This window comes from Massilia sp. 2TAF26, from assembly GCF_052115005.1.
Classification (GTDB): Bacteria; Pseudomonadota; Gammaproteobacteria; order Burkholderiales; family Burkholderiaceae_D; genus Telluria.
Genome location: NZ_JBFRFV010000002.1, coordinates 206,763 through 227,116 on the forward strand (window position 1 = coordinate 206,763; position 20,354 = coordinate 227,116).

The following is a 20,354-nucleotide window of genomic DNA, read 5'->3' on the forward strand; positions in this document are numbered from 1 at the left end:
TCGGGCGCCGGACGGCGGCGGAGCATCAAATCGTTCAGTTAGCCCAATAGCGTCGAGCTACATGGGAACTTTTATTGGCGATCCATAGAGATCGAAACCAACAGCAAGATTCTACAAGAAAAAAGGCCTCGCGTTGAAGCAAGGCCTTCTTTGTGAACGGAAATTTAGCGAATTATCTTAAAGAAATCTCTTAAAAGCGACTCAGCTTTATTTTCCAGCGATTAATCCTGTATATCTATACAGCATTATTGTATTTATACATTCTAATTCGACTTATTTATTTGGATTGATAGATCTTGTCGAATTCGCCGCCATCGTCGAAGTGACGTTTCTGGGCCGCGCGCCAGCCGCCGAATACGTCGTCGACCGTGAACAGCTGGATCGGTTTGTAGTTCGCGGCGTATTGCTTCATCACCTTTTCGTTACGCACGCGCAGGTAGTGCCTGGCGCCGATCGCCTGGCCGGCATCCGAGTACAGGAAGTTCAGGTAGGCGGTGGCTTCCTTGCGCACGCCCTTGCGGTCGACCACCTTGTCGACGATGGCCACCGGGGTTTCGGCCAGCACGGAAATCGACGGGTAGACGACTTCGAAGTTGTCGCCGAACTCGGCGCGCACCAGGTTCACCTCGTTCTCGAAGGTTACCAGGATGTCGCCGATCTGGCGCTGGGTGAAGGTGGTGGTGGCGGCGCGGCCGCCGGCGTCCAGCACCGGCACGTTCTTGAAGATCTTGCCGACCAGCTCGCGGGCCTGGGCTTCGTTGCCGCCTTTCTTGATGACCGAACCCCAGGCCGCCAGATAGGTGTAGCGGCCGTTGCCGGCGGTCTTCGGGTTCGGGATCACGACCTTGACGCCAGGCTTGGCCAGGTCGGCCCAGTCGTGGATGCCTTTCGGGTTGCCCTTGCGCACCAGGAACACCATGGTCGAGTAATAGGGCGAGGCATTGTTCGGGAACTTCTTGGTCCAGTCCTTGGCGACCAGGCCGCGGTCGGCCAGCATGTCGATGTCGTTGGCCTGGTTCAGGGTCACGACCGAGGCTTCGAGGCCGTCGGCGACGGCGCGCGCCTGCTTGCTGGAACCGCCGTGCGACTGCTTGATGGTGACGGTTTCGCCCGTACTCTTCTTCCATTCGGCGATGAAGGCGGGGTTCACGTCCTTGTATAGTTCGCGCGCGACGTCGTAGGAGACGTTCAGCAGTTCGACCTCGGCGGCCTGGGAGGCGATCGGGAGCGCAGCGCCCAGCGCCAGGGTGAGCGCCAGCAGGCGGCGCAGCGGGGAATTAGTTTGGACCATTATTTGTTCTTCCTTGTAGAGACCAGTGGAAAGCGGATTCATCATCGACGAAGACTCAGGGGAACAGAAGTACATTTTAATCATATGCTTAGAGCGCCTCTTTTGGAGCGGATGCCCGGCGCATGGACGGACAGCAGGATCCCGGACTTTGGGTTATAGTCCGGCCTTCCACATCCCGGAACAACTTTTTTAAACCTCGCAAGTACTACATGGGTATTGACATTCGCCAGGCAACACTGAACGACGCGCCAGCAGCGTGCACACTGCTGCGCCGCTCGATCGAGGAGGGCTGCGCGGCCGATCACGGCCGGCGCGCGGACATCCTCCAGTCCTGGCTGAGCAACAAGACGACGCAGAACGTCAGCGCCTGGTTGTCCTCGCCGAGCAATTACGCGGTGGTTGCCGTCGACGGCGGGGAGCTGGCCGGGCTGGCCCTGCTGACCCAGGCCGGCAAGCTGGCCTTGTGCTATGTGATGCCGGGCCAATTGCGCAAGGGCATCGGCCGCGCCATGATGCGCGCCGTCGAGGTCCAGGCGCGCAGCTGGGACATCGGCCGCCTGCACATGCAATCCCCGGCCTCAGCCAGTCCCTTCTTCGAAACCCTCGGCTATATCAATGCGGGCAAGGACAAGGCCTGTTTCGGCCTCGAATGCGATTTCCTGTGGAAGCAGTTGAATGCGGTCGAGCCGCCGGCCGGCAAGCGATTCTGTAATTGCACCGGCAAATAAGCACAACGGCGCGTAACTGGCGCGTTTGTTGCACGAAACCTTACGTTACACGAACTCATCTTTTTTCCTTTTGTCCATTGAGATATAGTAAGGAAGTTTCAATGATGAGTTTGATATGGCTTCCCGCAGAGATTTTCTTCACCAAGGCTTGCGTCTTACCGCACTCGGCCTGGTCGCGACGCCGCTGATCGACGCCAGGGCCGCCAGGCGCGACGCCGGCGCCTCCAGCCAGGCCACGCCGGACGCACCCAGCATCGACATCGCTCCGCCGCCCGACCTGTTCGACGCCCAGGTCGTCGACCTTGACTTCTGGGTCAAGCCGCGCACCCTGTCCGTGATCCGTCCCGCCAGCGGCGAGCGCAGCAAGGTCCTGTACTGGAAGGATGGCGCGATCATCGACTCGGCCTACCAGGAACTGTGCCACATGCTGCGCGACGTGAACGGCAAGGCCAGCATGGCGATCGACCCCAAGCTGATCGAGACCCTGTGGGCGTCCCAGGCCTTCGTCCAGCGCTACGGCCTCGACAAGCCGCTCGAAATCCTGTCCGGCTACCGCACCCCGGCTTCCAACAACCGCCTGATCGAGCAGGGCGTGCCGGCCGCGCGCCAGTCCCTGCACATGTCCGGCAAGGCGGCCGACGTCCGCATCGCCGGCCTCACCGAGGAGGTGCTGGGCGGCCTGGTGCGCAGTTTCCGCCAGGGCGGCGTCGGCTTCTATTACCGCTCCGGTCCCAAGGGCGGCTGGATCCACACGGACACCGGCCTCAACCGTACCTGGAAGGGCTGAGGCCCGAGCGGTAGGCGGCGCGCGCCCGCGCGCATTTTTGCTATCGTGGTTACCGCATCGACCTTTTCGAGGGAGGACATGATGGCAACCATGAACGCACCTACCATGGAACGGCGGCACCTGCCCGAGCGGCGGGCGGCCGTGCGCGAGGAGCACTCGACGATGTCGGCGATCGACTACATCGCGATGGCCCTGCTGATCATCGGCGGCCTGAACTGGGCCATGGTCGGCCTGTTCGACGTCGACGTCGTCGCCAGCCTGTTCGGCGCCGGCAGCCCGGCCAGCCGGCTCGTGTATGTGATCGTCGGCATTGCCGCCCTGTGGTCGATCTGGACGGCCACCAGGATGGGCCGCGCCCGGCATTCGGGCTGAGCGCACGGCGGGCCATGCGGATCGGACTGATCTCGGATACGCACGGCCTGCTGCGCCCGGAAGCGCTGGCCTTCCTGGCGGGCAGCGAACACATCGTGCATGGCGGCGACATCGGCAAGCCCGAGATCCTCGAGCGCCTGGCCGCCATCGCGCCGCTGACCGTGGTGCGCGGGAATAACGATACCGCCGCCTGGGCCGGGACGATTCCCGAGACCGCCCGCCTGGTCGTGGGTGGGGTGGCCATCCTCGTCATCCACGACCTGAAGGAACTCGCGGGCGAGCCGGCCGCGGACGGCGTGCGCGTGGTCGTGTCCGGGCATTCGCACAAGCCGGCCTGCGTGGAGCGCGGCGGCGTGCTCTACGTGAACCCTGGCAGCGCGGGGCGGCGCCGCTTCAGCCTGCCGATCGCGGCGGGCGAACTGCTGGTCGAGGATGGACGGGTCGAGGCCAGGCTGGTCACGCTCATGTGAGCCGTCCTTCTTGCGCCGCCGGGTATAGTGGCTTAGCATACGCGCCGTTTCCATCCTCATCATCACCGTAGCCGAGCCCCTCATGAGCCAAGATTCGACCAAGGACAGTGCCGAACGCCCCCGTTTCCGTCCGGTGCCCTGGACCCCGCTGGAAACCCCGCAGGACGTCGAACTCTGGATCGATGCGCACAACCGCACCATGCAGGAGATGATCGGCCCGCAGGAGACCGGGATCGGGGTGCGCTTCACCCTGGCGCCGGGCGGCGAGGTCTACCTGCAGACCGCCGGCGACGCCGTGCTGCTGGACGTCGAGCCGGATGCCTCCTGGATCGCGCCGCTGATCATGGCCGCGACCGGGGCCGAACAGCCGTCCGGCCAGGTCTGGGTCCTGCCCGACGACAAGCTGGTGCAGCTGCTGCTGGGTCTGTCGACCCTGGTCGAGAGCACCCTGATCGTCACCGGCCACAACTTCGGCAAGCATAGCCGCAGGCTATATTGATAGACGAATAATTCCCTTTTCGCATGCCCGTAATTGCGTTATAACTCTGGCTCTAGTGCTTGAAAGGAGAGCGAGGCGATGCAAACGGGGTCCCCGAACAATTTCCGTAGAACGCTGCTGGGCGCCGTCGTCGCGGCCTGCGCGGTGCTGGCGTTGCCGGTCCATGCGGCCGACCTGCTCGACGCCGCCAAGGCGCGCGGCACCCTGCGCATCGCCCTCGAGGGAACCTATCCGCCTTTCAATTTCAAGGATCCGAAGACCGGCCAACTGACCGGCTACGACGTCGACGTCGCCAGACTGGTGGCGGCCAGGCTGGGTCTGAAGCCGGAATTCGTGACCACCGAATGGGCCTCGATCCTGGCTGGTCTGGGCGCCGGCAAGTACGACGTCATCATCAGCCAGGTCAACGTCACGCCCAGGCGCGAACAGGCTTTCGACTTCTCCACCCCCTACACCTATTCGACCCCGCAGCTGATCGTGCGCCGCAACGAGCGCATCGAGTACCGGAAGCTGGAAGACCTGAAGGGCAAGAAGGTCGGCGTCGGCCAGGGCAGCGTGTTCGAGCAGCAGGCCAAGGCCATGCCCGGCATCGACGTGAAGAGCTACCCGGCGGCGCCGGAAAACCTGCAGGACCTGGCCTTCGGTCGCATCGACGCGGCCCTGAACGACAGCCTGATGGTGGCCTACCTGCTGAAATCCTCGCAGCTGCCGATCCGCGCCGGCGCCCGCGTGGGCGCGGTCGAGCGCACCGCGGTCGCCTTCCCGAAGAACAATCCGAAGTTCCGTGCCGCCATCGACAAGGCGCTCGAGGACGCCCGCGCCGACGGCAGCCTGAAGGCCGCCTCGGTGAAGTGGTTCGGCGTCGACGCCACCCACGCGCCATGACCGGTCCTTACTGAAGCCGGCATGGCGTTCCAGGAACTGCTGGACTTGCTGCGCGAGTCCGCGCCGGTCATGCTGCGCGGCGCCGGCTACACCCTGCTGCTGGCGGTCGCCGCCATGCTCGGCGGACTGGTGCTGGGCCTGCCCACCGCCCTGATGCGGGTATCGCCGTGGGCGCTGCTGCGCTGGCCGGCGGTGGTCTACGTCAGCGCCTTCCGCGGCACGCCGCTGCTGGTGCAGCTGTTCGTCGTCTATTACGGCCTGCCGAGCATCGGCATCGAGTTCACGCCGGTCACGGCCGGGGTGCTGACCCTGTCGCTGAACGCCGGCGCCTACCTGTCCGAGAGCCTGCGCGGCGCCATCCTGGCGGTCGCCCAGGGCCAGTGGCGGGCCGCCTACAGCCTCGGCCTCGGCTGGGGCCAGACCCTGGGCCACGTGGTGCTGCCGCAGGCGCTGCGGGTGGCGGTGCCGTCGATGAGCAATACCTTGATCAGCCTGATCAAGGACACCTCGCTGGTGTCGGTGATCACCATGACCGAGTTGATGCTTGTCACCAAAGAATTGATCTCCGTCACATTCCGTCCATTGCCGCTCTACCTCGCAGCGGCCATCCTCTACTGGATCCTGAGCCTGTTCTTCGAACGCCTGCAACGCCGTGCCGAGCGGCGCTTCAGCCGGGGCCATCAAGCACACTAAGCCTGGTCACCGACATCACGCGCAGCAAGGAGTCGGTCGAGCGGATCTGGCACCCGGCGAATTTCGACGAGCTGACCGGGCTGCCGAACCGCCACATGTTCCGCGACCGCCTGGCCCAGGAGATGCGCAAGGCCGACCGCGGCGCCGGCCAGTACCAGGGCTGGCTCGACTACCTGCGCGAGCTGACGCTGCCGCCGCAGAGCATCGTGGTGGAGATCAGCGAAGGCGCGCTGCAGGGCGGCGCCGACCCGCTGCTCGGCCGGCTTGCCCAGTGCCGCATGCTGGGGCTGCAGGTGGCGCTGGATCACTTCGGCAGCGGCCATGCCTCATTGGCGTATTTGAAACGCTACGACATCGACCAGGTGAAGATCGACCCTTCGCTGGCGCAGACCCTGGACGGAGAAGGCGGGGAGCTGGCGCTGTACGAGGCGATCGTCGCCATGGCGCACAAGCTGGGACTGAAGGTGGTGGCGGAGGGCGTGGAGACGGCGGTGCAGCGGGCGCTGCTGGTCGATGCCGGCTGCGATTATGCGCAGGGCTATATGTTCGGGCGGCCGATGACGGCGCAGGAGTTGGAAAAGCTGGCGCTGCGCTGACACGTGGGCACACCGTGCCCACGTGCGACGTACGTGTCGCGCCGACCGGATTACATGTTCGGGTAATTCGGCCCGCCGCCGCCCTCCGGCGTGACCCAGACGATGTTCTGGGTCGGATCCTTGATGTCGCAGGTCTTGCAGTGCACGCAGTTTTGCGCATTGATCTGCAGGCGGTCCTTGCCCGAATCAAGCTTCACGAATTCGTAGACCCCCGCCGGGCAGTAGCGCTGTTCCGGACCGGCGTACTTGGCCAGGTTGATCTCGACCGGCACGTCCGGGTTCTTCAGGGTCAGGTGCACCGGCTGGTCTTCCGCGTGGTTGGTGTTCGAGATGAACACCGAGGACAGGCGGTCGAAGGTCAGCTTGCCGTCCGGCTTCGGATAGACGATGGGCTTGAAGCTGGATGCCGGGCGCAGGCATTCGTGGTCGGCGTGCTGGTGGTGCAGGGTCCACGGCGCCTTGCCCTTGAACAGGATCTGGTCGATGCCGGTCATGATGGTGCCCAGGTACAGGCCCTTGCTCATCCACGGCTTGAAGTTGCGCGCCACGTGCAGTTCCTCGTGCAGCCAGGACTGCTCGAAGGCGGCCGGGTAGCTCGCCAGTTCGTCGTTCTGGCGGCCTTCGCCCAGTGCCGCGAAGGCGGCGTCGGCTGCCAGCATGCCGGTCTTGATGGCGGCGTGGCTGCCCTTGATGCGGCTGACGTTGAGGAAGCCGGCATCGCAGCCGATCAGGGCGCCGCCCGGGAACACGGTCTTCGGCAGCGACTGCAGGCCGCCGGCGGTGATCGCGCGGGCGCCGTAGGAGATGCGCTTGCCGCCTTCGAAGAAGTGGCGGATTTCCGGGTGGGTCTTGTAGCGCTGGAATTCCTCGTAGGGCGACAGGTAGGGGTTCTGGTAGGCCAGGCCGACCACGAAGCCGACCGCGACCTGGTTGTTCTCCAGGTGGTACAGGAAGGAGCCGCCGTAGGTATCGGAAGGCAGCGGCCAGCCGGCCGTGTGGATCACCAGGCCAGGCTTGTGCCTGGCCGGGTCGATCTCCCACAGTTCCTTGATGCCGATGCCATAGGTCTGCGGGTCCTTGCCCTGGTCCAGGCTGTACCTGGCGATCAGCTGCTTGCCCAGGTGGCCGCGCGAACCTTCCGCGAACAGCGTGTACTTGGCGTGCAGTTCCATCCCCAGCTGGAAATCCGGACCCGGTTCGCCGTCGCGCTTGACGCCCATATTGCCGGTGGCGACGCCCTTCACGGAACCGTCGTCGTTGTACAGGATCTCGGCGGCCGGGAAGCCGGGGAAGATCTCGACGCCGAGGCTTTCCGCCTGCTGGCCCAGCCAGCGCACCACGTTGCCCAGCGAGATCACGTAGTTGCCGTGGTTGGTCAGCGCCTTCGGCACCATGAAGTGCGGGGTCGCGTAGGACTTGGTCTCGGTCAGGAACAGCACGCGGTCCTCAAGAACGGCGGTGTTCAACGGTGCGCCCAGTTCTTTCCAGTTCGGGAACAGTTCGTTCAGCGCGCGCGGATCCATCACCGCGCCCGACAGGATGTGCGCGCCCAGCTCACCGCCTTTCTCGAGCACGCAGACCGAGACGTCGCGGCCCTGTTCCGAAGCCAGCTGCTTCAGGCGGATGCTTGCCGCCAGGCCGGCAGGGCCGCCGCCGACGATGACGACGTCGTATTCCATCGCTTCGCGCGGACCGTATTGTTCGATGAGGTTGTTGGGCTGAGTCATGTTTTAATAGTGTTAGAAAAATTTAAGCACGAGTGTGCACTTTTTTGCTCATGATTGCAACGCAGCGCGCTATTGTAGGGCAGATATTAGATGCGGCAATCTAAACGAGGCGAATTTGGTGAAGTATGTAATGATTATGTCGTCGCAACAGAATATAGTTCGGTGGGCTCAGGCAGAGGAGTGGAACGTGGGGATTGAAGTCAATTTCGAAGGCAAGATCGCAATGGTGACGGGCGCATCCAGTGGACTGGGCGCGCGTTTCGCGAAGGCCCTGGCAGGGGCGGGGGCGCAGGTGGTGCTGGCCTCGCGGCGCGTCGAGCGCCTGAAGGAGCTGCGCGCCGAGATCGAGGCGGACGGCGGCGCGGCCCACGTGGTGTCGCTGGACGTGACCGACCTTGCCAGCATCAAGTCGGCGATCGCGCATGCCGAGACCGAGGCCGGCCCGATCGACATCCTGGTCAACAACTCGGGGGTGTCGAACACCCAGCGCCTGCTGGACGTCACCGAGGACGATTACAACTACATCATGGACACCAACCTGCGCGGCGCCTTCTTCATGGCCCAGCAGTGCGCGAAGCGCATGATCCAGCGCGCCAAGGGCGATCCCAGGAAGCAGCACCGGATCGTCAACATCGCCTCGGTGGCGGGCCTGCGCGTGCTGCCGCAGATCGGCGTCTACTGCATGAGCAAGGCTGGCGTGGTGCAGATGACCAAGGCGATGGCGGTCGAATGGGGCCGCTACGGCATCAACGTCAACGCGATCTGTCCCGGCTACATCGCCACCGAGATGAACGAGGATTACTTCGGTTCCGAGCAGGGCAAGAAGCTGATCGAGATGCTGCCGCGCCGCCGCATCGGCAAGCCGGAAGACCTCGACGGCCTGCTGCTGCTGCTGGCGGCCGAGGAAGCCCACTTCATCAACGGCACCATCATCACGGCCGACGACGGCATGACGGCGCAATGACGGCACTGGTCGTGGTCCACGGCCTGCTGGGGTCAAGCAGCTACTACGAACCGCAGCGGCGGCTGCCCGGGCTGGACGTGCGCACCCCCGACCTGCTCGGCTACGGCGCGCAGCGCAGCGTGGACATCGGCATCGACCTGCACGCCCAGGCCGAGGAGATCGCGCGCGTGCTGCGCGAGGAAGTCGGCGAGCCGGCCTGGCTGCTCGGCCACAGCGTCGGCAGCGCCGTCATGATGCTGGCCGCGCAGGAGGTGCCGGAACTGGTGCGCGGATTGATCAGCGTTGAAGGCAATTTCACGCTGAAGGACGCGTTCTGGTGCTCGCGCATCGCGCCGATGCTTGACGCCGACTGGGCGGCCGAATACGGCGCCATGGAAGACGATCCGGCCGCCTGGCTGGAGCGCATCGGCATCGAGGCCAGCGACGAGCGCGTCGCCCTGGCGCGCGAGGTCCTGGAAAACCAGCCCTACACGACCATCCAGGCGATGGCGCGCTCGGTGCTCGAAGCGACCGGTGCGCCCGGCTACCTGGAAGGCGTGCGGCGCGTGCTCGGGCTAGGGGTGCCGCTCTACCTGCTGGGCGGCGAACTGTCCGCGGCCGGCTGGGACATCCCCGAATGGGTGCTGGCGCTGGCCTGCGCCAGCCTGGTCCAGCCGAAGGCCGGACACATGATGATGCTCGAGGACCCGGCCGCCTTCTGCGGCATCGTCGGCGACATCGTGCGCCGGCACGCCGGCGGCTGAACGACTACAATGCCTGCTTTTTCAAAACGAAGCAGGCAACGATGAGCAACGAAAAACCGACGCGCAAGCTGATGCACACGATGCGCCAGGCGATCCGCTGGGGCGACATGGACGTGCTGGGCCACGTCAACAACACAGTCTATTTCCGCTACATGGAAAGCGGCCGCATCTGCTTCCTGGAAGAGGCCGCGGGCGAATTCAATATGCAGGGCGAGGGACCGGTGATCGTCACCGCCTACTGCACCTTCATCAAGCAGCTGAAGTATCCGGGCGAGATCGAGGTCCGCACCTACGCCGGCGCCCCGGGCCGTTCCAGTTTCGAAGTCACCCACGAGATCAGCCTGGTGGATGCCGAGGGCAAGGCCGACGTCGTCTATGCGGAAGGCGGCGGCAAGGTGGTGTGGATCGACTTCAAGAAGGAGAAATCGGTGCCGCTGCCGGAGCACCTCAGGAGCGTGCTGCCAGCAGCCTGATCGCGCTCAGCGGCGCTTGCGTTTGTCCTCCTCGCCGCGCTCATTGTCCTGCAAGGGGATGATGAAGGTGGCGGCGTCGCGCAGGATGCCCTCCGGTCCCTGCTGCTCGACGACGATGGTGTGGCCGCCGATGCTCACCACGGGCGGCAGGGGCAGGGTGAAGCCGCGGGCCGCGTCGAAACGCGGCTGCACGTCGATCCGCACGGGAACGCCGTCGATCGAGACCGACAGCGGCAGGGCCGGATCGAAGCCGAATCCGTGCAGCAGCACGACCAGCGCACCGCCTTCGCCGTTCGGATTCTCTTCCTGCCTCACCTCGACCCGCACATAAGGCCCGAGCGCCGACTTGCGCGGCAGCTGCGCTTCCTGCACGTCCCGCGGCGCCAGGACCACGCCTTTCAGGATCGCCCCATCCAGGTAGAGTCCCTTGATATGGGCGCCGGCCTTCACCTGCGCGCGCAGCTCGTGGTCACCGCCGAGCTTGCCGAGGCGGTCGGCATGCGTCACCTTGAACGGCGCCGGCACCGGCGTGCGCTCCCAGGTGAGGCCGCGGATGCTGCCGCCGCTCAGCGCCACTTCGCGCAACTCGCCGGTGGCCGGGTCGAGCACGAAGTCGAGGATGTCGCCGCCTTCGGTGACGAAATAGCCGCATACCGGGCAGACGTCGGGATTGTGGATCTGGCTGAGCGGCACGCGGGCCCCCTTCCAGTAGATGGTCGGCTCGGCCAGGGCGGTCAGGATGCCGGGCCGGATGATGCGGCGCGGGCACGAATAAAACTTTTTCCATAGTCCGCGGCCGTAGGAAGAGATGATGACCTGTCCGCTGCCCTGGAAGTAGAAGGACGACACCTGCGGGATGTTGTCCGAACCGGCCAGGTAGCTCCAGGTCGCGCCGCGGTCGAAGCTTTCCATGATGCCGGCCTGCTGGGTCCCGACCAGGATGTGGCCGGCGCAATCGGGATCGAAGCCGAACGCGCTGATCTGGGAGAACGGTCCGAAGCTGAACTTGAAGATGCCGCCGCGCGTGGCCAGGCCGGTCAGCGCGGTGTCCGTGGTCCAGGTGGCGCCGGCGTCATGCGTCACCCTGACCGTGTTGCCGACGATGTCGGGCACGATCAGGAAGTTGGCGTCCCGCGGGTCGACCCCGAAAGGCTTGTACCACGCGAACTCGGTGGGAAAGATGCCGAGGCTGCCGAAGCCGCCGATGTCCGATACCAGGGGCGAGCCGGCGGCCAGCGTATCGGCGATACGCTTGATGCCGACGACCGGGAAGCCGGCCGGCGTCGCGCCCGACAGCTTGACCGCGGTGTAGATCACCGGATTGGCCACCGGCCCCGCGACCTTCGGCAAGTCCTGCGGATCCTCGAGGAAGCCGTAGCGTGGCGTCCAGCTGGCGCCGTTGTCGGTGCTCAGGTCGTAGATATTGCCCGGCAGGCCGCTGAGCTGGGTGTTCTGGACATAGGCTCCGGGCTTGAGCAGGCGCGGGTTGCCGGCCGTGTTCGGCGGGTTGGGGAAGGCGCTGAAGCCTGCCAGCAGCGGGCCCGAGATGAAGTTGAAGCAGGCGCCGCAATCGACGCCGGTCAGCCTGGTATCCGCGGCCGGGATGGGCTCGCGCCAGATGTTCAGGTAAAAGCCTTCGCAGCAGACATTGGTCGGCCAGGTGACGCCGGCATCGGCCGAGGCCCAGATGGAATTGTCCTGGGTCGCGAAATACAGGTCGGAAGCCCGGCGGTCCGGGTGCAGCTGGCCGATCACCTCGGTGATCTGCAGGGCATCGTAGCCGGCGTCGCCGCCGCCGGTCACGTGCCAGTGGAGGCCGGCGTCGGGGGTGCTGTTCAGGCCGGCGTCGGAGGTGAGCAGCAGGGGCGTCCTGCCGTCGGCGGCGCTGAAGGCAAGGTCGGAGGTGTCGCAGTGGTCGAGTTCGGACGTGGTCCAGCCCGACAAGGTCGGCACCGGGCCGTTCGTCACCGTGGCGCTCTGCTGGGTGCAGCTGCCGTCGCCGAAGTGGATGCCGTAATGCGTCGCATCGCTCGGCTGGGCCGTCTTGACGAAAGAGGGGCGGTTATAGCCGGGAATATCCAGCAGCGGCCCCCAGGTCGCGCCATTGTCCCAGGACCGGTACAGCAGCGTGTGGCCCTCCCATTTCGCCGCGGCGACGGTCCAGACCCACTGGTTGAAGGTGAAGAAGAGGTGGGAAGGATTGAGCGGCGATACGGCGATCTCGTTATGCACGCCCCTGACGATGAAGCCCGGCAGGCCGGTGGTCGACAGGCTCCAGCTACCCCCGGCGTTGGCGGAGACTTTGACGCCGCCGTCGGTCAGGATCGCCAGGCGCGTGGTGGTGGGCGCCAGCACCGCATAGCTCCTGTCGTTGTCGTAGCCGGCGGCCTTGGGCAGGAAGTGCCAGCTCGCGCCGGAGTCGCTGCTGAAGGCGACGCCGCAGGAGGTGGCCGCCCAGACCCGGTTGCGCGCGGTTTCCGCGGCCAGCCCGAAGCCGGAGAGGTCGGCCGCGCAGGCCGGGACCGGCGTGGTGATGGCCACCCTCGACCAGCTGGCGCCGGCGTCGAGGCTGCGCCAGATGCCGCCGCCGGTGCTGGTCCTGGTGTCCGAGAGGGCGGTGGCGATGACGATGTTCGCGTTGCTCGGCAGGTACTTTAGGTCGGTGAAGGCGAAGGTGCCGTTGCCGCTGGTCTGGGTCCAGGTGGCGCCGGTGTCGGTGCTGCGAAAGATGCCGCCCGAGGCCGACGCCACCACGATGCGGCTGGAGTCGCCCGGTGCGACGGCGGCCGCGACCGCACGCCCGCCGTTCTTGATGTTGGGTTGATACTGGAAGGGCGAACAGCCGGCCAGCGCGGCTGCAAGAATGGCGGATGTGAGCAATCCGCGCCAGGTCAATCGTGCCATCATGTCCTCCTCGAGCGCATTCGTATGGAAATGCACGCCGCATAGCGTGCTCATCCATAATGGCTAGGGGAGGCGGGTCGGGCGTTGACGCGGCTCAGCGGGCCACGCCGACCAGCTTGTGCACCAGCTCGGACGAAGTCGATGCCGAGAACTTCTTCATCAGCTTGGCCCGGTGCATCTCCACCGTGCGCGGGGAAAGGTCGGTTTCGCGCGCGATCACCTTGCTGGTCTTGCCTTCGACCAGCAGGGCCGCGATCTCGCGCTCGCGCGGGGTCAGTGCGGCCGTCACCGGGCGCTTCTCGCTGACATCTTCGAAGGTCCAGATGCCGGCGCCCAGCGGCTGCTGCGGGTCGAGGGCGCGGCCGCTTACGTGGCACCAGAACAGCTCGCCGTTGGCGCGGCGCATGATGCGCTCGTCCGAGTAGCGGCCCTTCGCGTTCATGATGGGGACGATGCGGTCGCCGGTGCGCAGGAATTCGTCCTGGGTCGGGTAGAGCACTTCGAAGGACTTGCCGTCGAGCTGGGCACAGTCGTAGCCGAACATCGACGCCAGTGCCTGGTTGCACGCCTGGATGATCCGATTGACGGAGATGCACATGCCGACCGGGGCATGCTGGAAGATCATCTCGTAATCGATGGCGTATGATGCTGTCGTCTGATGCAAACTAAAGTCTCCATGGCCGGCCCTTGCCGGTATTTCTACGGTATTGTGCTTTGCAGGGGGCTATTTTATTCTCGAATTCTACTCTGCTGTACAGAAAGAGCTGTTGGCTTAACTACTAAAGGGACGGGTATGAATAAAGTTTATCCAGATGCGCGGTCCGCACTCGAAGGCGTCGTCAAGGACGGCCAGACCATTGCCGTGGGCGGCTTCGGCCTGTGCGGCATTCCTGAAGCGCTGATCGCCGCACTGCGCGATTCCGGCGTCAAGGACCTGACGGCGATCTCGAACAATGCCGGCGTCGACGACTTCGGCCTCGGCCAGCTGCTGGCCACGCGCCAGATCAGGAAGATGATTGCGTCCTACGTCGGCGAAAACAAGGAGTTCGCGCGCCAGTACCTGGCCGGCGAACTGGAGCTGGAATTCACGCCCCAGGGCACGCTGGCCGAGAAGCTGCGCGCCGGCGGCGCCGGCATCCCGGCCTTCTTCACCAAGACCGGCTACGGGACCATCGTCGCCGAAGGCAAGGAAACCCGTGAATTCGACGGCGAAATGTTCGTGATGGAACGCTCGCTGAACCCGGACGTCGCCCTGGTCAAGGCCTGGAAGGCCGACCGCGCCGGCAACCTGGTGTTCCGCAAGACCGCGCGCAACTTCAACCCGAACGTCGCCACCGCCGGCAAGATCTGCATCGTCGAGGTCGAGCAACTGGTCGAGACCGGCGAGATCGATCCGGACCAGGTGCACCTGCCGAGCATCTTCGTGCACCGTATCGTTCACAACCCGACGCCGGAAAAGCGCATCGAACAGCGCACCGTGCGCGCAGCCTAAGCTAGGAACAGGAGACAGACGACATGGCATGGACTCGTGATGAAATGGCCGCGCGCGCGGCGAAGGAACTGCAGGACGGCTTCTACGTGAACCTGGGCATCGGCCTGCCGACCCTGGTGGCGAACTACGTCCCGAAGGACGTGGAAGTCTTCCTGCAGTCGGAAAACGGCCTGCTGGGCATCGGCCCCTTCCCGCTTGACGCCGAAGTGGACGCCGACCTGATCAACGCCGGCAAGCAGACCGTGACGGCGCTGCCGGGCTCGGCCTACTTCAGCTCGGCCGATTCCTTCGGCATGATCCGCGGCGGCAAGATCAACCTGGCGATCCTGGGCGCGATGCAGGTCTCGGAAAAGGGGGACCTGGCCAACTGGATGATCCCGGGCAAGATGGTCAAGGGCATGGGCGGCGCGATGGACCTGGTGGCCGGCGTCAAGCGCGTGGTGGTGCTGATGGAGCACGTCGCCACCGCCAAGGACGGCTCGGTCAGCCACAAGATCCTCAAGAAGTGCGATCTGCCGCTGACCGGCGTGGGCGTGGTCGACCGCATCATTACCGACCTCGGCGTGATCGACGTCACCGACACCGGGCTCAAGCTGGTGGAACTGGCGCCGGGCGTCACCAAGGAAGAGGTGGTGGCCGCGACGACTGCCGAGCTGGACGTTTCGGCGGTCTGAAGCCGGGCATTGCACACCGAAGCCGCGGCCGGGACTGGCCGCGGCTTTTTATTTGAGCGTCCAGACGTACTGGATATGCGCCAGTTGCTCGATTGGCTTGCCGGCTTCGAGCGCCGGACTGAAGCGGCACAGCGCCAGCGCAGTGCGCGCGGCCTCGTCCATGCTGGCGTAACCGCTCGATTTAGCGATGGACGAGCCGGTTACCATGCCATGCTCGTCGATCATGAAGCCGATCGTTACGGTGCCTTCATGCCCGGCTGCGATATCGGCCTTCGGGTAGTAGGGCTTGCGGCAGGTCGAGAAATCTGCGATCGCGCCCCGGGTTTCGCCGCGCAGGACAGGTGCCGCGTCGTTACGGTTCGCCGGCGCATGCGCGCTGGCCGCGCACACCACGGCCAGGCCCAGCACCGGAATCGCCGCCTTCCAGTTGAGCGCCTGCACGTCAGGGCGCAGCAGGCGGCGGATCCTTGCCATCAGGTCGCCGCCGTTCGCGGCCTGGGCCAGGTGATGGCTGGAAAACTGCAGCTTTTCCAGTTCCGACAACGCCAGCGCCAGGCGGCGCGGCTCGCCCAGGTGGCGGGCGGCGAAGTCGTCGGCGATCTGCTCGCGCTCGGCGCGGATGCGGCGCGATAGCCACCACACGGCCGGGTGGTAGAACAGCAGGGTTTCGATCACGTTCTGCAGCAGGTTGACCAGGTAGTCGTGGCGCCGCACGTGGCCGAGTTCGTGGGCCAGCAGGGCTTCCAGCAGATGCGGCGGCATGCCGGCGACCAGGCTGGCCGGCACCAGCACCACCGGGCGCCACCAGCCGGCCGTGATCGGACTGGAGAGACCGTCGACCACGCGCAGCCGCACTTCGCGGCCCAGGCCGCAGCGCTCCGCCAGGCGCGACAGGCGTTCCTGCCAGGCCGGGTCGCAGGCTTGCGCGCGGGCCGCGCGGCCGATCCACAGCAGGCCGACCGCCATCCGCAGGCTCAGCGCGCAGGAGCAGGCGGCCCACAGGGCGACGATCCAGCCCAGGTTTTGTCCAAGCCAGGGCAGCAGGCCGGTCGCACCGGGCGCGACGGCACCGGCACCGCCGGCGCCGGGGAAGAGCCTGCCGCCCGCATCGCCGGCGCCGGCCTTCAGCAACAGCGCCAGGTCGACCGCCGGCCAAGCAAGGCACAGCAGCAGGCCCCCGCATGCGACCGCATAGCGCGTCTCGGGCCGCGCATTGCGCAGGGCGACGAGCAGCACCGCGACGGCGCAGCCGAGCAGGGCGCCTTGCCACACGAAATGGACCAGGGTCCAGCCCAGCGCCGCCACCAGGGCCTGGCCGCTCATCGTTTGTCCTCGCTCTTGAGCAGTTCTTCGATTTCCTCCCTTTCCTTCTTCGAGATCCCGGACTTGAGGGCCGCCAGCACCAGCGCTTTGGCGGAGCCCGAGAAGGCGCGCTGCATCAGGTCCTTCAGCAGATTGGTCTGCAGCGATTCCTGGGCCTGGGCCGGCGCGTACACGTGAGACCGTTCGCTCTCGTCGCGGATCAGTAAACCCTTGGCATGCATGATCTGCATCAGGCGCAGCACGGTCGCGTAGGTGACGTCCGGTCGCGTCCTGAGGATCTCGTCATGCACCTGGCGGGCGGTGCCGGAGCCCAGCGGCCACAGCACCTGCAACAGGTCGAGTTCGGCCGGGGTCGGCTTGGAGGGGGCGGGGGACTTGGCCATGATTCATCCTCGAAAAACACAATGCACACGCGCGTAGACTAGCCCTTCTAGATAGGACTGTCTACAGAAATATTTATTGAAATGCTATTGCGAGAACAGCCATAAAAGGCATAGCATAGACATCATTGTCTACTTCTGCGGGAGTGCGGATGCGGCTTCGGAACCTGAAACTGGCCTGGCGCCTGCTGGCGAGGGAGCCCCTGTATTCGGCGGTCGCGGTGCTTGGCCTGGCCGTGGCGCTGGCCGCCTGCTTCCTGCTGTTCGGTCTGGTGCGCTACGCCTGGACCTATAACGACGCCATCGCCGGCGCCGACGGCATCTACGTGGTCAAGGAGCGCCGCAACCTGCTGCCGCGCCCGGACTGGGGCGAGAGCGCGCCGCCGCCCTTGGCCAGGGTGGCGCTGGCGGCCGGGCTGGTCCAGGACGCGACCAGCGCCAAGCCCTTCCAGCTGGCGGCACGCGTGGGCGAACGCCTGCTTCTGGTGGACCTCGCGGTGGCCGCACCGAATTATCTGCGCTTCTTCGGCATCAAGGCCCTGGCCGGCGATGCCGACGCGGCGCTGGCGCGCCCAGATGCGCTGGTGGTGAGCCGCAGCGAGGCCCTGCGCCTGTTCGGGACCGCCGATGCGCTCGGCAAGGTGGCCTCGATCGACGGCGTCCCCTTCGTGGTGCGCGCGGTCCTTGCCGACATGCCGGTAAATACCAGTCCGGAATTCGGCCTGCTGCTCGGCGAGGGCCGGCACAGCTGGGATCGGCCGCCGGACAGCGAGCGCCAAGCGTGGTCGCGGCGGGCGCGGCTCTACCTGAAGACCGAACCGGCCATCGATACCGCCGCCTTGCGTCTGACCCTGGAGCAGGCGGTCGCCACCCAGCGCGACAGCGTGTTCAGCGGCGCGCTGGTCGCGGGCCGACCCAAGCCCTACACCAGCATCGCCGTGACGCCGCTGTCGAAGGTCTATTTCGATCCCGACCTGCTGTCCAGCCGCGGCGGCAGCCGTTACGGCAGCCCGGCGGCGATCGCCGGCCTGGCGAGCCTCGGCATCCTGATCCTTGCGCTGGCGGTCACCAATTACGTGAACCTGGCGGCCGTGCGTACCGCCGCGCGGCGCCGCGAGATCGCGGTGCGCAAGACCCTCGGCATCTCGGGCGCCGCCCTGGCCGGGCAGTTCCTGGCCGAATCCCTGCTGGTCGGCGCCGCCTCGACCTCGATCGGCGCCGTGCTTGCCTGGCTGGCCCTGCCCCTGTTTTCGGAACTGGTTGGCCGCCCGCTGTCGTCCACCTATGGGCCGGCCGGCTGGGCCATGCTCGCCGCCATCGGGCTTGGCTCCGGGCTGCTGTCTGGGCTGTATCCGGCATGGCTGGCGGCACGGGTCCCGGCCAGCGTTGCTCTCGGCGGGCGTGGCGGCGAGACGTCCGAGGGGCAGCACATGCGCCGCGTGCTAACGGCGGCCCAGTTCGCCGCGGCAATCGGGCTGGCGGCCGCCAGCCTCGCCGTGTGGTGGCAGGCCCGTTACGCGAGCCATGCCGATCCGGGCTTCGATCCGCGGCCGCAACTTGTGATCGAACTGCCCGACAAGGCCGGCCCGGCCGCCGCACATGCCTTCAGGACGGAGCTGGCGCGGCAGTCCGACGTCGCCGGCGTGGCCGCCATGCAGGACGCGGTCGGCCGCGACGGCAACAAGAGCGTCATCATGATTCGGCGGTCCGGGGCGGAATCCGTGCCGTTGGAGCTGAAAGACGTCGGCGCGAATTTCTTCGAGGTGTTCGGCCTGCGTCCGCTGGCGGGCAAGCTGTTCTCGCGCGAGGGCGAAGAAGGCGTCGTGTTGAATGCGCGCGCCGCGCTGGCGCTCGGCTTCCCTTCGCCCGAGGCGGCGGTCGGCCAGTTCATCGACGACGACAGCCGCATCATCGGCATCGCGCCCGACCTGCGCTACAACTTGCTACGCGAAAAGCCGGAGGCGATCCTGTACCGCCTGAACGAGGAGCAGGGTGTGCTGACGGTGCGCACCCGTGGCGATATCGCCGGCGCCCGTGCCGCCATCGAGGCCCTGTGGGCGCGCCATTTCCCGAACGACTTGCCCGTCATCGAGACCGCGTCCTCGGTGTTCGCCCGCAATTACAGCGACGACCTGCGCCAGGCCAAGCTGCTGGCGCTGGCCAGCATCGTCGCGACTGCCCTGGCCTGCTTCGGCATCTATGTGCTGTCGAGCTACACGATCCGCCGCCGCGCCCGCGAATTCGTGCTGCGCAAGCTGCACGGCGCCACACCCCGCCATATCGGCCTGCTGGTCGCGCGCGAATGGCTTGCGCTGCTGGGCGTGGGCGCGCTGCTGGCGCTGGCGCCGGCCTGGCTGTGGACCGAGCGCTACCTGGCCGGTTTCGTCGAGCGTGCGCCGATGGGCTGGTGGCCGCTGGCGATCGCCTGTGCCGGTGTCGGCCTGGTCGCCCTGGCCGGCTGTGCGCGCCAGGCGGTGGCGGCGATGCGGATGTCGCCGGCCCTGGCCTTGCGCGACCAATGATTTTTCAATGATGGAGTGTCCATGTTCAAACTGAAGCCTTTGCTGCCGATCCTGGCTGCCTGCACGATGGCGGCCGCCGCGCTGACCCTGCCGGCGGCGCCGGCCGTGGCATCCAGCATCCCCGACTATCCCTTCGTACACGTCACCGGCAGCAATTTCCGGGTCGAGATGCCAGATATTGCCACCCTCGATTTCCAGGTCGTCGCGGCTGACGCCGATCCGGCCGCGGCGCGCGCCGTGATCGATGCGCGGATGGCCGAGGTGCGCGAGCTGATGCAGAAGCTGAGCATCGAGGAGGACGACATGCAGGTGCGCGAGGTGCGCCAGTCCGTGCGCAAGGAACGCAACGCCGATGGCACCCCGGTATATGAGCTGAGCTGCGACGTGCACATCCGGCTGCGGAATACCGCCAACTGGCCGGCGCTGGGCGGCGGCCTGCTCGGCAAGCCCAACCTGGACAGCTTCGCCGCGGATTTCGATCTCAGCACCATGGAGCAGGTCAACGACGAGATGGTGGCCGCAGCCATCGCCGATGCGCGCCGCCGCGCCGAAGTGATGGCGGCGGCCGGCGGACGCCGGCTGGGGCCGATGATGGCGGCAACCCCGGACGCCCTCAAGAAGCTGGGCACCACCCTGGGCCTGGAACGCGACGAGTTCCGGGTAGAGCGCAGGGCCCGCGCTACCAGCAACCAGCGCGCCGCCGACATCGACCGCGAGACTTTCGTGATGGTCCAGTTGCTCAAGCTGCGGCAGTCGGTCGACATCGTGTTCCGGCTGGAGAACGGGGCGGCGGCCAGGGCGCGCCCGGCAAATAAACCGTGAGCGGGGGTG

General features: G+C 66.2%; 21 protein-coding genes. 15 read left to right on the top strand and 6 right to left on the bottom strand.

Annotated features, from left to right (window positions below):
• Positions 1-277 precede the first annotated feature (277 nt).
• Positions 278-1,291, bottom strand: a complete 1,014-nt coding sequence (locus AB4Z32_RS02995; RefSeq protein WP_441934226.1) for a sulfate ABC transporter substrate-binding protein — start codon at positions 1,289-1,291, stop codon at positions 278-280.
• Positions 1,292-1,500: 209 nt separating this feature from the next.
• Here AB4Z32_RS02995 and AB4Z32_RS03000 point away from each other — a divergent pair, with 209 nt between their 5' ends.
• The 8 genes from AB4Z32_RS03000 to AB4Z32_RS03035 all read left to right on the top strand — a co-directional run bounded on the left by AB4Z32_RS03000 (position 1,501) and on the right by AB4Z32_RS03035 (position 6,321).
• Complete coding sequence (locus AB4Z32_RS03000) at positions 1,501-2,019, top strand: GNAT family N-acetyltransferase (RefSeq protein ID WP_441934228.1); 519 nt, start codon at positions 1,501-1,503, stop codon at positions 2,017-2,019.
• A gap of 115 nt (positions 2,020-2,134) precedes the next feature.
• Positions 2,135-2,806, top strand: coding sequence for a YcbK family protein (locus AB4Z32_RS03005; protein WP_441934229.1), 672 nt, complete (start codon positions 2,135-2,137; stop codon positions 2,804-2,806).
• A 90-nt stretch (positions 2,807-2,896) separates the two neighbouring features.
• On the top strand, positions 2,897-3,178 hold the full coding sequence (locus tag AB4Z32_RS03010) for a DUF378 domain-containing protein (protein WP_441934231.1): 282 nt from the start codon (positions 2,897-2,899) through the stop codon (positions 3,176-3,178).
• Positions 3,179-3,192: 14 nt separating this feature from the next.
• Positions 3,193-3,648 (top strand): metallophosphoesterase family protein, encoded by a 456-nt coding sequence (locus tag AB4Z32_RS03015; protein ID WP_441934233.1) that lies wholly within the window; start codon positions 3,193-3,195, stop codon positions 3,646-3,648.
• Positions 3,649-3,730: 82 nt separating this feature from the next.
• Positions 3,731-4,147, top strand: a complete 417-nt coding sequence (locus tag AB4Z32_RS03020; protein ID WP_441934234.1) for a hypothetical protein — start codon at positions 3,731-3,733, stop codon at positions 4,145-4,147.
• Positions 4,148-4,225: 78 nt separating this feature from the next.
• Positions 4,226-5,032: a transporter substrate-binding domain-containing protein gene (locus AB4Z32_RS03025; RefSeq protein WP_441934236.1), complete on the top strand. Its 807-nt coding sequence runs from the start codon at positions 4,226-4,228 to the stop codon at positions 5,030-5,032.
• A 21-nt stretch (positions 5,033-5,053) separates the two neighbouring features.
• On the top strand, positions 5,054-5,725 hold the full coding sequence (locus AB4Z32_RS03030; RefSeq protein WP_441934238.1) for an amino acid ABC transporter permease: 672 nt from the start codon (positions 5,054-5,056) through the stop codon (positions 5,723-5,725).
• A gap of 95 nt (positions 5,726-5,820) precedes the next feature.
• Positions 5,821-6,321, top strand: coding sequence for an EAL domain-containing protein (locus AB4Z32_RS03035; protein ID WP_441934240.1), 501 nt, complete (start codon positions 5,821-5,823; stop codon positions 6,319-6,321).
• Positions 6,322-6,371: 50 nt separating this feature from the next.
• Here AB4Z32_RS03035 and AB4Z32_RS03040 read toward each other — a convergent pair whose 3' ends face one another.
• Positions 6,372-8,048: a 4Fe-4S dicluster domain-containing protein gene (locus AB4Z32_RS03040; protein ID WP_441934242.1), complete on the bottom strand. Its 1,677-nt coding sequence runs from the start codon at positions 8,046-8,048 to the stop codon at positions 6,372-6,374.
• A 223-nt stretch (positions 8,049-8,271) separates the two neighbouring features.
• Between AB4Z32_RS03040 and AB4Z32_RS03045 the strand changes: the two genes are divergently transcribed.
• From AB4Z32_RS03045 to AB4Z32_RS03055, 3 genes are read left to right on the top strand one after another with little or no spacing between them, the layout of a single operon-like run.
• Positions 8,272-9,012: an SDR family oxidoreductase gene (locus AB4Z32_RS03045; protein WP_441934452.1), complete on the top strand. Its 741-nt coding sequence runs from the start codon at positions 8,272-8,274 to the stop codon at positions 9,010-9,012.
• A complete protein-coding gene (locus AB4Z32_RS03050; protein WP_441934244.1) occupies positions 9,009-9,755 on the top strand; it encodes an alpha/beta fold hydrolase in 747 nt (248 codons plus the stop codon). Before AB4Z32_RS03045 ends, AB4Z32_RS03050 begins: the two co-directional genes overlap by 4 nt.
• A 41-nt stretch (positions 9,756-9,796) precedes the next feature.
• Positions 9,797-10,228: an acyl-CoA thioesterase gene (locus AB4Z32_RS03055; protein ID WP_441934246.1), complete on the top strand. Its 432-nt coding sequence runs from the start codon at positions 9,797-9,799 to the stop codon at positions 10,226-10,228.
• Between the two features lie 6 nt (positions 10,229-10,234).
• On the opposite strand, the gene AB4Z32_RS03060 is transcribed toward AB4Z32_RS03055, so the two are convergent.
• Both AB4Z32_RS03060 and AB4Z32_RS03065 read right to left on the bottom strand, forming a co-directional pair.
• The gene (locus AB4Z32_RS03060; RefSeq protein WP_441934248.1) at positions 10,235-13,135 is read right to left on the bottom strand and encodes a WD40/YVTN/BNR-like repeat-containing protein; all 2,901 of its coding nucleotides are present in this window, start codon (positions 13,133-13,135) and stop codon (positions 10,235-10,237) included.
• Positions 13,136-13,226: 91 nt separating this feature from the next.
• Positions 13,227-13,757 carry a LuxR C-terminal-related transcriptional regulator gene (locus tag AB4Z32_RS03065; protein WP_441934454.1) on the bottom strand — a complete coding sequence of 177 codons (531 nt, stop codon included), beginning with the start codon at positions 13,755-13,757 and terminating at the stop codon, positions 13,227-13,229.
• Between the two features lie 168 nt (positions 13,758-13,925).
• Here AB4Z32_RS03065 and AB4Z32_RS03070 point away from each other — a divergent pair, with 168 nt between their 5' ends.
• Together AB4Z32_RS03070 and AB4Z32_RS03075 are read left to right on the top strand one after the other, a co-directional pair.
• The gene (locus AB4Z32_RS03070) at positions 13,926-14,624 is read left to right on the top strand and encodes a CoA transferase subunit A (protein ID WP_441934250.1); all 699 of its coding nucleotides are present in this window, start codon (positions 13,926-13,928) and stop codon (positions 14,622-14,624) included.
• Between the two features lie 23 nt (positions 14,625-14,647).
• On the top strand, positions 14,648-15,298 hold the full coding sequence (locus AB4Z32_RS03075) for a CoA transferase subunit B (protein ID WP_441934252.1): 651 nt from the start codon (positions 14,648-14,650) through the stop codon (positions 15,296-15,298).
• 48 nt (positions 15,299-15,346) lie between these two features.
• Here AB4Z32_RS03075 and AB4Z32_RS03080 read toward each other — a convergent pair whose 3' ends face one another.
• Both AB4Z32_RS03080 and AB4Z32_RS03085 read right to left on the bottom strand, forming a co-directional pair.
• Positions 15,347-16,621 (bottom strand): TonB family protein, encoded by a 1,275-nt coding sequence (locus AB4Z32_RS03080; RefSeq protein ID WP_441934253.1) that lies wholly within the window; start codon positions 16,619-16,621, stop codon positions 15,347-15,349.
• Positions 16,618-17,004, bottom strand: a complete 387-nt coding sequence (locus tag AB4Z32_RS03085; protein WP_441934255.1) for a BlaI/MecI/CopY family transcriptional regulator — start codon at positions 17,002-17,004, stop codon at positions 16,618-16,620. The genes AB4Z32_RS03080 and AB4Z32_RS03085 overlap by 4 nt, the downstream gene beginning before the upstream one ends.
• 149 nt (positions 17,005-17,153) lie before the next feature.
• On the opposite strand from AB4Z32_RS03085, the gene AB4Z32_RS03090 reads away from it, so the two are divergent.
• Positions 17,154-19,523: an ABC transporter permease gene (locus tag AB4Z32_RS03090; RefSeq protein ID WP_441934257.1), complete on the top strand. Its 2,370-nt coding sequence runs from the start codon at positions 17,154-17,156 to the stop codon at positions 19,521-19,523.
• Positions 19,524-19,544: 21 nt separating this feature from the next.
• The gene (locus AB4Z32_RS03095; protein ID WP_441934259.1) at positions 19,545-20,345 is read left to right on the top strand and encodes an SIMPL domain-containing protein; all 801 of its coding nucleotides are present in this window, start codon (positions 19,545-19,547) and stop codon (positions 20,343-20,345) included.
• Positions 20,346-20,354: the final 9 nt, after the last annotated feature.

Bases quoted from the DNA above. Each gene is read 5' to 3' on its own strand.
- AB4Z32_RS02995 (WP_441934226.1), bottom strand. From the start codon at position 1,291: ATGGTCCAAACTAATTCCCCGCTGCGCCGCCTGCTGGCGCTCACCCTG.
- AB4Z32_RS03000 (WP_441934228.1), top strand. From the start codon at position 1,501: ATGGGTATTGACATTCGCCAGGCAACACTGAACGACGCGCCAGCAGCG.
- AB4Z32_RS03040 (WP_441934242.1), bottom strand. From the start codon at position 8,048: ATGACTCAGCCCAACAACCTCATCGAACAATACGGTCCGCGCGAAGCG.
- AB4Z32_RS03055 (WP_441934246.1), top strand. From the start codon at position 9,797: ATGAGCAACGAAAAACCGACGCGCAAGCTGATGCACACGATGCGCCAG.
- AB4Z32_RS03085 (WP_441934255.1), bottom strand. From the start codon at position 17,004: ATGGCCAAGTCCCCCGCCCCCTCCAAGCCGACCCCGGCCGAACTCGAC.
- AB4Z32_RS03070 (WP_441934250.1), top strand. From the start codon at position 13,926: ATGAATAAAGTTTATCCAGATGCGCGGTCCGCACTCGAAGGCGTCGTC.
- AB4Z32_RS03090 (WP_441934257.1), top strand. From the start codon at position 17,154: ATGCGGCTTCGGAACCTGAAACTGGCCTGGCGCCTGCTGGCGAGGGAG.
- AB4Z32_RS03015 (WP_441934233.1), top strand. From the start codon at position 3,193: ATGCGGATCGGACTGATCTCGGATACGCACGGCCTGCTGCGCCCGGAA.
- AB4Z32_RS03035 (WP_441934240.1), top strand. From the start codon at position 5,821: ATGTTCCGCGACCGCCTGGCCCAGGAGATGCGCAAGGCCGACCGCGGC.
- AB4Z32_RS03010 (WP_441934231.1), top strand. From the start codon at position 2,897: ATGAACGCACCTACCATGGAACGGCGGCACCTGCCCGAGCGGCGGGCG.
- AB4Z32_RS03080 (WP_441934253.1), bottom strand. From the start codon at position 16,621: ATGAGCGGCCAGGCCCTGGTGGCGGCGCTGGGCTGGACCCTGGTCCAT.
- AB4Z32_RS03005 (WP_441934229.1), top strand. From the start codon at position 2,135: ATGGCTTCCCGCAGAGATTTTCTTCACCAAGGCTTGCGTCTTACCGCA.
- AB4Z32_RS03030 (WP_441934238.1), top strand. From the start codon at position 5,054: ATGGCGTTCCAGGAACTGCTGGACTTGCTGCGCGAGTCCGCGCCGGTC.
- AB4Z32_RS03075 (WP_441934252.1), top strand. From the start codon at position 14,648: ATGGCATGGACTCGTGATGAAATGGCCGCGCGCGCGGCGAAGGAACTG.
- AB4Z32_RS03045 (WP_441934452.1), top strand. From the start codon at position 8,272: ATGGTGACGGGCGCATCCAGTGGACTGGGCGCGCGTTTCGCGAAGGCC.
- AB4Z32_RS03095 (WP_441934259.1), top strand. From the start codon at position 19,545: ATGTTCAAACTGAAGCCTTTGCTGCCGATCCTGGCTGCCTGCACGATG.
- AB4Z32_RS03020 (WP_441934234.1), top strand. From the start codon at position 3,731: ATGAGCCAAGATTCGACCAAGGACAGTGCCGAACGCCCCCGTTTCCGT.
- AB4Z32_RS03050 (WP_441934244.1), top strand. From the start codon at position 9,009: ATGACGGCACTGGTCGTGGTCCACGGCCTGCTGGGGTCAAGCAGCTAC.
- AB4Z32_RS03025 (WP_441934236.1), top strand. From the start codon at position 4,226: ATGCAAACGGGGTCCCCGAACAATTTCCGTAGAACGCTGCTGGGCGCC.
- AB4Z32_RS03060 (WP_441934248.1), bottom strand. From the start codon at position 13,135: ATGATGGCACGATTGACCTGGCGCGGATTGCTCACATCCGCCATTCTT.
- AB4Z32_RS03065 (WP_441934454.1), bottom strand. From the start codon at position 13,757: ATGATCTTCCAGCATGCCCCGGTCGGCATGTGCATCTCCGTCAATCGG.